The organism is Lentzea sp. NPDC054927 (genome assembly GCF_053610285.1).
Window position 1 is genome coordinate 18,280 of the sequence record NZ_JBSGXZ010000011.1, and the last position, 11,496, is coordinate 29,775.

The 11,496-nt window shown below is 70.2% G+C and carries 9 protein-coding genes; 7 read left to right on the forward strand and 2 right to left on the reverse strand.

All coding sequences use genetic code 11. From position 1 onward, the window contains the following. Positions 1 to 34 precede the first annotated feature (34 nt). Positions 35 to 1,147 (reverse strand): molybdopterin-dependent oxidoreductase, encoded by a 1,113-nt coding sequence (locus ACWGE0_RS18550; RefSeq protein ID WP_452262107.1) that lies wholly within the window; start codon positions 1,145 to 1,147, stop codon positions 35 to 37. Between the two features lie 141 nt (positions 1,148 to 1,288). Next, positions 1,289 to 2,734 (reverse strand): FG-GAP-like repeat-containing protein, encoded by a 1,446-nt coding sequence (locus tag ACWGE0_RS18555; RefSeq protein ID WP_452262108.1) that lies wholly within the window; start codon positions 2,732 to 2,734, stop codon positions 1,289 to 1,291. 125 nt (positions 2,735 to 2,859) lie between these two features. Between ACWGE0_RS18555 and ACWGE0_RS18560 the strand changes: the two genes are divergently transcribed. The 7 genes from ACWGE0_RS18560 to ACWGE0_RS18590 all read left to right on the forward strand — a co-directional run bounded on the left by ACWGE0_RS18560 (position 2,860) and on the right by ACWGE0_RS18590 (position 11,444). Further along, entirely contained in the window at positions 2,860 to 4,695 is a 1,836-nt protein-coding gene (locus ACWGE0_RS18560) for a hypothetical protein (RefSeq protein ID WP_452262109.1), read from the forward strand. A gap of 258 nt (positions 4,696 to 4,953) precedes the next feature. Continuing rightward, positions 4,954 to 5,718 (forward strand): ESX secretion-associated protein EspG, encoded by a 765-nt coding sequence (locus ACWGE0_RS18565; protein WP_452262110.1) that lies wholly within the window; start codon positions 4,954 to 4,956, stop codon positions 5,716 to 5,718. 469 nt (positions 5,719 to 6,187) lie between these two features. Next, positions 6,188 to 6,568, forward strand: coding sequence for a hypothetical protein (locus tag ACWGE0_RS18570; protein ID WP_452262111.1), 381 nt, complete (start codon positions 6,188 to 6,190; stop codon positions 6,566 to 6,568). Positions 6,569 to 6,611: 43 nt separating this feature from the next. Next, positions 6,612 to 8,258, forward strand: a complete 1,647-nt coding sequence (locus ACWGE0_RS18575) for a PPE domain-containing protein (RefSeq protein WP_452262112.1) — start codon at positions 6,612 to 6,614, stop codon at positions 8,256 to 8,258. After that, positions 8,255 to 9,019 (forward strand): ESX secretion-associated protein EspG, encoded by a 765-nt coding sequence (locus tag ACWGE0_RS18580; RefSeq protein WP_452262113.1) that lies wholly within the window; start codon positions 8,255 to 8,257, stop codon positions 9,017 to 9,019. Before ACWGE0_RS18575 ends, ACWGE0_RS18580 begins: the two co-directional genes overlap by 4 nt. A 43-nt stretch (positions 9,020 to 9,062) precedes the next feature. Beyond that, the gene (locus ACWGE0_RS18585) at positions 9,063 to 9,572 is read left to right on the forward strand and encodes a YbaB/EbfC family nucleoid-associated protein (RefSeq protein WP_452262114.1); all 510 of its coding nucleotides are present in this window, start codon (positions 9,063 to 9,065) and stop codon (positions 9,570 to 9,572) included. A gap of 48 nt (positions 9,573 to 9,620) precedes the next feature. Then, the gene (locus tag ACWGE0_RS18590; protein WP_452262115.1) at positions 9,621 to 11,444 is read left to right on the forward strand and encodes a hypothetical protein; all 1,824 of its coding nucleotides are present in this window, start codon (positions 9,621 to 9,623) and stop codon (positions 11,442 to 11,444) included. Positions 11,445 to 11,496: the final 52 nt, after the last annotated feature.

Here is an 11,496-nt window from a genome sequence, read left to right on the forward strand (position 1 = left end):
TCACTTTCGGTCAACACTGAAGCTGTAGAAACACTCAAACAACGGTGACCGGATGCTTCACCACGGCCCCGAACAGATAGCCCTGCGTGTTGTACGGCACCTCGTCCGGCTGCCCGTCCACCCGCACCCGCAACACGTGCGAACCAGGAGTGGCCCGCCACGGGATCTGCCACCGGGTCCACCCACCCCGCGACACCGGAGTCGCCCGCCGCCACGACCGCCCGTCCGTCGACACCTCGACCCGCCGCACCCCGCCCGGCGCCCAGGCCCTCCCGGTCAGCACCTGCCGGCCAGCGGGCAGCGACGCCCCGAACCCCAGCTCGAAGGCTCCCTTGGCCACCTGGGAGGTCACCAGCGTCCCCTCGGCCGGATAGGTCGGCCCGAGCAGCCGGTAGTACTGCGTGTCCCACGGCGAGTGCAGCGGAGAAGTCGAGACCTCCAGCGACCCCAGCCACTTGATGCTCGCGATCCCCACCCATCCCGGCACCACCAGCCGCGCCGGGAACCCGTGATCGACCGGCAGCGGAGCGCCGTTCATCTCGTACGCCACCACCACGTCGTCCAGAGCCTTCGCCACCGGCAACGGCCGGCGCACCCGCCCCAGGTTCACGCCACCGGTCACGTAGTCCGCGTCCAGCCCGACCGGCAACACGTCGACCGCCGACGACCGCAGCCCCGCCAACCGCAGCAGCAACCCCAAAGACACCCCGCGCCACCGGGCGTTGCCGACCGCACCGAGCTGCCAGGGCGTCCCGGACACCGACTGCCCCTGCTGGGAAGCGAAGAAGCTCCGCCCGTTGCCGGCGCACTCGATCACCGCCTCCACCGTGCAGGACGGCAACGACTTCAGCACGTCCAGCGACAGCGACAACGGCCGTGCGACCCCGGACCCGTGGATCCGCAGCCGCCACGTGGAAGCGTCGAGCAACGGCGTGGAAGTGTGGTTGCGCACGAAGAACTTCGAGACCGGCGTCAGTGAGCCGGTGCCGCGCAGAGCCTCCCAGCGCGTCTCCGCGTTGGTGCCGTGCACGATGAAGTCGCTGGCGGGCAACGGCTTCACGATGGAAGCAACAGAGGGAGCCGCCACCGCACGAGACGGTAGCAGCGCCAGTCCCGCACCGAGCAGCACGCCGCGCCGAGAGATCATGTGCTTGAAGCTAGCCACCCACCGCAAGACTTCTCCCACACAGCGGGACGAACAAAGGGTCGTGCACAGACATGATCTGCGCACGACCCTTTCCCCCCAACCGGTTCCGCCGCCTCCCACCTCAGCCGGAACCGGTCGTCCTCACGGGCACGGCGTCGGCGGCCGCTCCCCGATCGACAGGTCCACCGCGGTGCCCACACCGACCTCGGTACCGGCGGACGGGTTGCTGCTCAGCACCTTGTCGATGTTGTTGCAGGTGCGGTCGACGACACCGCGGATCGAACCGACCCGCAGTCCCTCCGCCGTCAGCCGCGCCCGCGCCGCGTCGTACGTGAGACCGCGCAACGACGGCACCACAGCGACTTCCGGGCCACCGCGGAACCCGCCGGACCCGTCGGCGAGGCCAACGAAGACGCCCGCGTTGCCGAAGCCGACGACATCCGCCCAGCCTTCACCGGTGATGTCGGCGAGCAGCCGCGGGTGCTGCGCGACCGTCCAGCCGCGACCGGAACCGAAGTCGGCGTTGACGCGACGGGCCGCGGCGAACGTGCCGTCACCGCGCGACACCGCGGACATCACACCGGCCGAGCTGAAACCCACGATGTCGGCGCGATTGTCGTTGCTGATGTTGCCCAATGACGGCGACGGCTGGGTCGCGGTGCCGTAGCCGGCGCCGTTGTTGTAACCGAAGTGCGCGACACCCACGCCGAACGTGGTGAAGGTGCCTGCCCCGATCGCACGGCCGGTGTAGGTGTTGACATCGTTGCCGAAGCGGACCGCGTCTGCGTAGCCGTCACCGGTCACGTCCGCGGTGCGGAAGATCGCGTTGCCGGACTGGTCGGCGTTGCTGGTCGACGTCTGCGACGTGCCGTAGGTGCCGTTCGGGCGGGCGATCGTGGACATCGGGGCGATGCCCGGCAGGTGGCGGATGGACAGGATGTCCGGACGCGCGTCGCCGCCGATGTTCGCGAGCTTGAAGTGGCCGAAGTCGAAGCGGTCGGCGGTGAACTCGGTGGACGCCAGGTACGGCGCCGAGTAGTTGCCGCCGCCGGAGGCCAGCGCCACGTCGACCCGCCCGTTGGAGAAGGCGAAGATGTCCGTGCTGCCGTCCACGTTCGCGTCGGCGATCTGCAGACTCATCGGGGTGGGCCGGCCTGCCGAGCCGAACGCCGCCAGCACGAAGCGGAAGGCGCCGAACGTGCCGTCGCCGTTGCCCACGGACGTCCACACGCCGTCGGTGCCGATGCCGACCACGTCCGCGAAGCCGTCGCCGGTGATGTCGGTGACCCAGCGCGGGTGCGTGCCGATGCGCCATCCGGAGTTGTGGCCGTAGGCCGCGAGGACGAACCGGGGCTGGGAGAAGTTGCCGTCTCCCAACGCGATCGACGTCCACACACCATCGTCGCCGAACGCGACGATGTCCGCCTTGCCGTCGCGCGTCACGTCCACGAGCGTGCGGACGTGCTTCTCCGTCCGCCAGCCCTGGTCGTGACCGTAGGCGGCGAGCGAGTACTTCGCGGTCGGGATCGGAGCGGCCGAGGCCGGCACCGCGGGCAGCAGCGCCACCGCCAGCGCCGCGGCACCCACCGCGCCTCTCAGTCCATTACTTCTCAAAGCATTGCCCCCTAAAGCAAATCCATGTTCGACGGTCGTGAACTGAGGCGTTCCACCCCGTTCCATCCCCGTTCCACGCGTCTGCTTGGGTGTGCCGCGTGACGCCCGAGTCGTTGTTGGAAGCAGGCACCCGAGCACTGGCGCGCAACGGGGATCTGCGCACCAGCCGGGAACGGTTCGCCGAGGCCTACGAAGCCGCCCAACGCACCGGTGACGTGCACACCCTGGTCGCGGCGGCACTGGGCGCGGGCGGTGTCTGGGTGCACGAGCACCGCACCGCGGCCGAAGCGGAACTGGTGCGGTCACGGATCAAACACGCGCTGACGCTCGTGGAACCGAACTCCGACATCGCGTTGCGGTTGCGACTGCGGCTCACCGCGGAAAGCGACTACCAGGCCAACACGAACGCAGACGTCCTCAAGCTGCTCGACGAGGCCCGGCAGGTCGTCGATCCGATCGTCCGCGTCGAAGCGCTGAGCCTCGCGCACCACTGCGTGCTCGGACCGGACCACGTCGCGCTGCGCAAGGAACTCGCGGCCGAGATGATCGGCGAGGCGCTCCGAAGCAGACACAGCGGACGTGGCGGCGACCTGATGATGGCGTTGCTGTGGCAGGTGGTCGACCACTTCCTCGACGGCGACCCGCACGCCGTTCGCCGCCTCACGGATCTGCGCGAGCGGCTCGACCGTGAGGACCACCTCGCCGTGCGGTTCGTGGTGAGCGCGATCGAGGTGATGCTCGCGATCCGGGATGGACGGTTCGCCGACGCGGAACAGCTGGCCGGAGCGAGCGCCCAGCTCGGCGCCGAGGCCGGTGACGTGGACGCCACGGCCTGGTACGGCGCGCAGCTCTGCGCGATCCGCTGGTACCAGGGCCGCACGGCGGAGCTGTTCCCGTTGCTCGACCACCTGGTGCACTCGCCGACGCTGAGCACCGTCGACAACTCGTTCTTCAGCGCGCTGGCGGTGGCCGCGGCGCTGTCCGGCGACCGGCGCAAGGCCCAGGGCGCGCTCGCGATGCTGTGCCGGCACGGGCTCGACACACTCCCCCGCTCCAGCACGTGGCTCGTCACGATGAGCGGGGTCGCCGACGCCGCCCACCTGCTCGGTGACGCCGACGTCGCCCGCGAGGTCCACACGATCCTGCTGCCGTTCGCCCGGCTGCCGCTCATGGCGAGCCTCGCGGTGACGTGCTTCGGCTCTGCGCGGCACCCGCTCGGCCTGGCCGCGCTGACGTTCGGCGACGTCGGCCTCGCCGTGAAGCACCTGCGCGCGGCCGTGCGGGACAACCTCGCACTCGGCCACTGGCCCGCGGTGCTGTCGTCACGGCGGAAGTACGCCGAGGCACTGGAACGGGCGGGCGAGACCGACGAGGCCCGCCGCCAGCTCGCCACGTGCGCACAGGAGGCCGCGGCACTGGGTCTCTCCGCACCTGAAGAGGACCTGCGGGTGCGGCGCGAGGGCGGGAAGTGGCTGGTACGGCTCGGCAACCGCAGCGTGCTCGTGGACGGCGGTATCGGGATGGCCCACATCGCCGTGCTCGCCGCCAACCCCGGCCGGGAGATCGATGCCGCCGAACTCGTTGCAGGCACCAACGCGATCACCGGCGACAGCACCGCGCAGGATCAGCTCGACCCGCAGGCGTTGCGGCAGTACCGCACCAGGCTCGCCGCACTGCGCGACCTCACCCGGGATCTCTCCGACGCCGAACGGGCAGAGCACGACTGGCTCGCCGGTGAGATCGCCGCGGCCACCGGGCTGGGCGGCCGCGGCAGGACGTTCACGGACTCGGGCGAACGCGCCAGGATCGCGGTCGGCAAGGCCATCCGGCGGGCCGTGAGCACGCTCGAGTCAGCCGATCCGGTGATCGGGAGCCATGTGCGTGAGCGCGTTCGCACGGGCCGCCGTTGCAGCTACGCACCCCACGTGAGTTAGGTCACCGCCACGCCGGCACACGCCTGTGAACAGGCTTCCCGCGCCCACCCGGACAGGCGACCGAGAGCGCTTCCACAACCAGGGTGAACAAGCGCCGGGTCAATGCCGCGTTCATCAGGACGTGACCGAATCTCTCTTCACCGGAGATTGTGAACATGCGTCTCAACCGGGTACGTATTTGCGCATTCATCGCCACTTGTCCTGAACCTGCTCGATACTGCGCGCACAACAGGCACCGCAGAAAGGTTCCGAGCAATCGTGATCACGCCCGAGTACCTCTTGTCGACCCGCGAGTTCGAGGTGCTGTGGCAGACGCTGCGACTAGGCAGGCTGCCCTACCCGCTGGACGTGCCCAGTGAGGGCGACACCGAGCAGGAACGCAAGGCGTTGCAGCAGAGGACGCTCGCCGGACTGAGGCAGCGCGGCCTGGCCGACGACGTGCGGCTCGAGGACCTGCTGCGGCTGCTCGACGACCACGTGGTGTCCGTGGACGCCGTCCTGGGCCTCGACCGGACGGTGCGGGCGCTCGCCGCCGCCACCGAGTCCGAGGCCGTGCTGGCGGTTCTGGACGGCGACCAGATCGGTCTCGCGGAGATCAGGCCGACCGGGCTGGCGCGCGAGATCGTGCGCGTGCTGCCGGCGGGTGAGGCAGGCCCCGGCAGCGCGTTGTCGGTGCGGCTGGAGACGTTGCAGCAGGCCGTGGCGCTGCAGGAGGCCGAGCAGGACGAAGAGGACTCCGAGGACCCGTGGGGCGCCGCCGACGACGAGATGGACGACCGTCAGGCGCTGCAGCGGGCCGGGCTGTCCGCGCAGGACGCACGGCAGATGGACGAGCTCGCGGCCAACCGCGTCGCGGGCGGTCAGTTCGGCGTGACGCACGGCCGGAGCAGGGCGGACGTCGTCATCAACTGGTTCGACACCCACCAGGGCCGCTACCTCATGGTCCGCTCCGACGGCTGGCTGAGCCTGTCGCCCACGGACAACGACCGCATCGCGACCCGGATCGCCGCCGTGCTGGCGTGAACGGCCCCGGACGCGCCGAAGCCGGACATACCACTCATCTCCGGCCGGCGCGATCCCAGCGGTGGCACCGCACAACTTTGATCGACATCGCGAACGCGGGCGTACTCTCCAGTGGTGCGTCCGCGTTTGCCTGTCAGTCAACCGATTCAGCCGATCCGGTGATGGACGAACCTGCGCGTGACCAACCTCAAGTGCGTCCTAAATTCCAAGTTTTGCCCTATGTGATTTAGGCCACAGTCAGTCCTGGTCAAGGCCCGTTCCAGGGTCGTGAACAGAGATCAGATGCCCGAGCGGGCAGCTACCGGAGAGCGCTCCCACAACCTGCGCAAACGATCACGGCTGTTACACGTCGTTCACCCGGTTGTGGCCCGTTTCGCTGCGTCGCAACGCATTGTGAATGCGGGTCTCAATTGGTAACTCGCGCGCGGCAAAGTGAGCGATGCGCGAAAAGACCCCCGATACTGCCCGCATGTACATCGTCGGTGAGAACGACGCTGTCCCGCTCAAGGACACCGTCACCTCGGGTCAGGTGCAGCTCGACCCGGCCGCGGGCGAAGAGCTCCGCAAGCAGTTCCAGGCTCAGATCGACCAGGTCGACTCGTGGCTCGAACGTGCGAACAACAGCATTGCCCGTCCCGCGGCCCTGGGTGCGAACCCGGTCGGCGACGCGATGCGAGACAAGTTCACCCATCGTGCGGAGGGTGAGCAGTACTCGTTCGTCAGCGTCATGACCGCGTACCGCACGGTGTTGGAGCAGACGAAGAGCTCGATCGTCGAGGCGATCGAGAACTTCACCCGCCTCGACGAGGAACAGCAGGCCGAACTGAAGAAGCACATGGGCGACAGCTGACCTTCGGGCAGATGAGTCCATCGACGCGAGAGGCGAGCCGGTCATGCCCCCCGAGACCGACCCGAGCGAGATCGAGAACACCCCGGTCCTCACGGACCCGCAGAACTGGGCGTCACGCTCGCACCCAGAGCTCTACGCCGCGGTCCACAACAACAACGACCCCGGCCAGGCCGGCCAGATCAGCTCCGACTGGGGCAAGTACGGCTCGGAGCTGACCGAGGCGTCGCGCACCATCAACGCCGTCATCACCTCGTCGGAGAGCAAGTGGACGGGTGCCGCCGCAGAGGCCGCCCGTGCCGCGATGAAGAAGCTCGGCGACTGGGTCGACGAGACGGCGCGCACCGCCGTCGAGGTCGGCACCAAGGTCGCCGACCAGGGTCGCGTCATGGAGGCGGCCCGAGCGCAGATGCCCGCGCCGGTCCAGTTCGACTGGAACAAGGCAGCGGCCGCGCTCTCGCAGCCGGGCACGCCCGCCTTCGTGCTCGCCTCCGCCGACATCGCGGTGGCCAACGCCGCGTCGCGCGCGGCGCACGACCAGGCGGTCGGCGTGATGACGACCATGGAGAACAACTCCCGGCAGATCGACTCGTCGGTGCCGACCTTCAAGCCGCCGTTCAACCCGAACACCGGCTCGGTCGAGGAGCCGGTGATGGCGATGGCGCGTTCGGGCGCCGCGCCCGCTCTCGGCACCGGTGTGGACAGCCTCATGTCGACGCACGCGCAGGGTGCCGCCGTGGCGGCCCCGCCCTCGACCACGGGTGCGGGCGCAGGCGCCGGTGGCGGCGCTGGGGCCGGTGGCGGCGCAGGTGCCGGTGGCGGCGCGAACCAGCCCGCCGCGGCCGCGTACACGCCGTCGGCGCCGGGCTACACGGGCCCCGGCAACCCTGGCGGTGGCGCCGGCGGTGGCGGAGGTGGCGCCGGCTACACGCCGCAGATGCCAGGCAACACGAGCACCAACGTCGCCGCCGCGTACACGCCGACGGCTCCGGGTTACACCGGTCCCGGCAACCCCGGCAGCACCTACACCAGCAGCAGCGGTGGCGGCGGCAGCAACTACACGCCGCAGATGACGGGCGGCTACAACCCGAGCACGGGCAACACGCCGCGGTCGGGTTCTGGCAACAACAACCCGAACCTCCCGAAGGTTCCGGTCGTCGGCAAGGACATCGCGAACCCGAACTACACCCCGCAGAACCCGAAGGGTCCCGCGAACTACACGCCGTCGGCTCCCGGCTACAACGGTCCCGGCAGCCCCGGTTCCGGTGGTGCGGGTGGCGGCGGTGGCGGTGGCGGCGCTGGTGGCGGCGCGGGCGCCCGGCCCGGTGCGATGCCGAACTTCGGCGCGGCCGGCGGTGCCGGTGGTGGCGCGTTCGGCGGCGGTACCGGTGCGGGTGGTGCCGGTGGCGCCATGCAGCCCGGTGGTTCAGCCGGTGTCCAGGGCCAGGGTGCCCGTCCCGGCATGATGGGCATGGGTCCCGGTGCGGCCGGCGCGGCCGGTGCCGGCATGGGTGCCGGTGCCCCGATGGGCGGCGCTCCCGGTGCCGGTGGCAAGGGCGAGGACGACAAGGAACACCGTTCCGCCAGCTACATCATGGGCGGCGACCTGTTCGAGGTCCCTGGCGAGAACCTGCCCCCGTCGGTGATCGGTGCCGCCAAGTCCAAGAAGGCGAAGGGGACTGACGCGTCGTGATCACCCCCGAGTTCCTGCTCTCCCCGCGCGAGTTCGACGTCTTGTGGCACGAGCTGAAGCTCGGCAGGATGCCCTACCCGCTGGACGTGCCGAGCGAGGGCGAGACCGAGCAGGACCGCCGGGTGCTGCGTGACAGAACGCTCGAAGAGCTGCGGCAGCGCGGTCTGGCCGGCGACGAGCGGCTGGAGGCCTACCTCCGGCTGCTCGACGACCACGTGGTGTCGGTGGACGCCGTCGCCGGGCTCGACCGGACCGTGCGCGCCCTGGCGGCCTCCAACGGCCGCCAGGCCGTGCTCGCGATCATCGACGACGGCCGGATCGGGCTGCTGGCGATCCGGGAGACCGGCATCGCCCGCGAGATCGTGCGGGTGCTGCCCGACGGGGAGCCCGGTCCCGGCACGGCGGTGAACGTGCGGGTCGAGACCCTGCAGCAGGCCGTCACCATCCAGGAGGCCGAGCAGCAGGACGCCTCCGAGGACATGTGGGGCGGCTCCGCCGACGACGAGAAGGACGACCGGCACGCGCTGCAGCAGGCCGGTCTGTCCCCTCAGGACGCGAAGCAGTTCGGCGAGCTCGCGGCGAACCGCGTCGCGGGCGGCCAGTTCGGCGTCACCCACGGCCGGCAGCGGTCGGGTGTCGTGATCAACTGGTTCGACACCCATCAGGGCCGCTACCTGATGGTCAACTCGGACGGCTGGCTCAGCGTCTCGCCGACCGACAACGACCGCATCGCCACCCGTATCGACGCCGTGCTGGCGTGACGTCACACCAGCACCTGTTGAACCGCCGCCGCCGGAGGACCGTGTGAATCCCGCGAACCCAACCCAGTGGGTCGAAGAGTACGAGGCCAAGCTGGCCGACCTGAAGAAGAAGTCGGAGGACCTGCAGGAGAACTTCGCGGCGTCCACCGCGACCGTGACGTCGAAGGACGGCGCGGTGACGGTGACGGTGGGCCCCAACGGCGGCCTGCAGAACCTGGTGCTCGGGCACCGCGCGGTCGAGCTGGGCGGGCCCCGGCTCACCGCGCTGATCCTGGAGACCGCGCGGCACGCCCAGAAGCAGGCGGCGGAGAAGGTCCTCGAGGTCTTCAAGCCGCTCGGTGAGGGCACGGAGACCTACCAGATGGTCGCCGACTCGATCCCGGCGGACGAGGACGAGGTCGAGGAGACCGACGCGTACGACGAGATCGACGACGAACCGGCCCCCGCCCCGGCTCCCCCGGTGAGCAGGCCCTCCGCGGCCCCGCAGCCGGCGCCCGTCCGCGGCCGCCGCCGCGCGGCCGACGACGATGACGACGACAACCAGCCCTGGTAAGGAACAGCGATGACCGCGCCTCAAACGCCACTCCCCTCTCCTCCCGGGATGAACATCACCGAGGAGAACAAGCTCAAGGGCTCGCTGTTCATCGAGGCCTACGGCAGTCTCATCGACGGCATCGGCAAGGACGCCGAGTCCGAGGCCGAGAAGGCCCTCGACATCACGTTCAACGCGATCGGCGCGGCGTCGGCCACGGTGATGCTCGCGATCGACCCGCTGGGCAGCCTGATCGGTGCCGGCATCGGCTGGCTGATCGAGCACGTCAGCTTCCTCCGCGACGCCCTGAACCAGCTGATGGGCAACCCGGAGGAGATCCAGGCCAACGTCGAGGCCACCAAGGCCAAGGCGGCCGAGCTGCGGGTGCTCGCGGAGGACCACAAGAGCGGGCTCGCGACGTTCGACGGCTGGACCGGCGCGTCGTCCGAGAAGTTCAAGACCTCGATGGACGGCATGTCGCAGGAGCTCGACGAGCTCGCGAGCGCCGTCGAGACCAAGGCCAAGATCGTCGCGATCATGGGCATGCTGGTCACGGTGCTGCGCGACATCGTGCGCGACCTGATCGCCCAGCTGCTCGGTTCGCTGATCGGTGGCGCGCTGCTCGCCGTCGCCGCGATGATCCCGACCTTCGGCGCCTCGATCCCCGCCTTCATCGGCTTCGCGGTCGGCAAGGCGGTCGCGCTGGGCGTGAACATCGCGTCCCGCGTCGCCCGCGTCGTCGCCGCCCTCGGCCGGCAGATGAAGCGCATCGGTGACCTCGATGGCATCATGGCCAAGATCAGCAAGGGCTGGGAGCGGTTCGAGAACACCGCCGACGTCGCCGAGATCACCTACGAGGGTGTCAAGGCCTCGAAGGACGTCGACAAGAAGATCGACGAGGCGGTCGCGAACAACCAGGGCGGTGGTGGCGGCGGTACTCCGCCCGGTGCCTCCGGTGGCAAGCCGGCCCAGGACGGGACCGCGACGGCGACGGCGACGGCGGCGACGCTGCCGAACGCCCACGTCGGCACCGTCCAGGCCGAGCACTCCGCGCTGAAGCCTGCCCAGAGCAACGAGGCGCTCTCCGCGATGCGCGTGGGCACCGTCCAGGCGCACGCGACCGAGCCGATGCAGGCCCGCAGGATGATGACGGCCACCGAGCCGCTGCAGGCCCGCACGGCGATGACGGCCGCCGAGCCCATGCACGCGTTGCAGCGCACGCAGATGGACGCCGCGCAGCCGATGCACACGTTGCAGCGGGCCCAGATGGACGTGGCACAGCCGATGCAGGCCGCGCACCGCGTGGACGCCGTACAGCCGATGCAGGCCGCGCACCGCGTGGAGGCTGTACAGCCGATGCAGGCCGCGCACCGCGTGGAGGCCCTGCAGCCCATGCAGGCCGCGCACCGCGTGGACGCCGTGGAGCCGATGCAGGCCGCGCACCGCGTGGACGCCGTGGAGCCGATGCAGGCCGCCCGCATGACCGCGCACGAGGCACCGGTGGCGTTCTCCCGGGTGGAAGCGTCGGACTCGACCATGGTCTCGGGTGTCTCCCAGACCTCCAGCGCGCCGATGCACCACGCCGTGCAGCCGCTCGAGCCGCAGCAGATGTACAACAGCGTCGAGGCCACCCCGGCCGAGCCGCTGCAGCCGGCCTCGTCGGGCTACGAGCCGATGGCGCGGACCCAGATGTCCCACGCGTACGAGGCTCTCGAGCCGCGTGAGGGCTACAACCCGCTCCAGGCGCACACGCCGTTCTCCACCGTTGAGGCGACGCCGGTCCAGGAGAACAACCCGCTGCAGTCCTACGACGCCGCCCCGGCGGGTGGCGCCGCGGCCCAGCCGCTGCGGCCGGCCGTGGCCTACGAACGGCCCACCAGGCCGTCGGAGTAAGCCCCACCGGCAGCCGGGACCCCGCCCACCCTGCTCTGTTCTGACGCAGTAT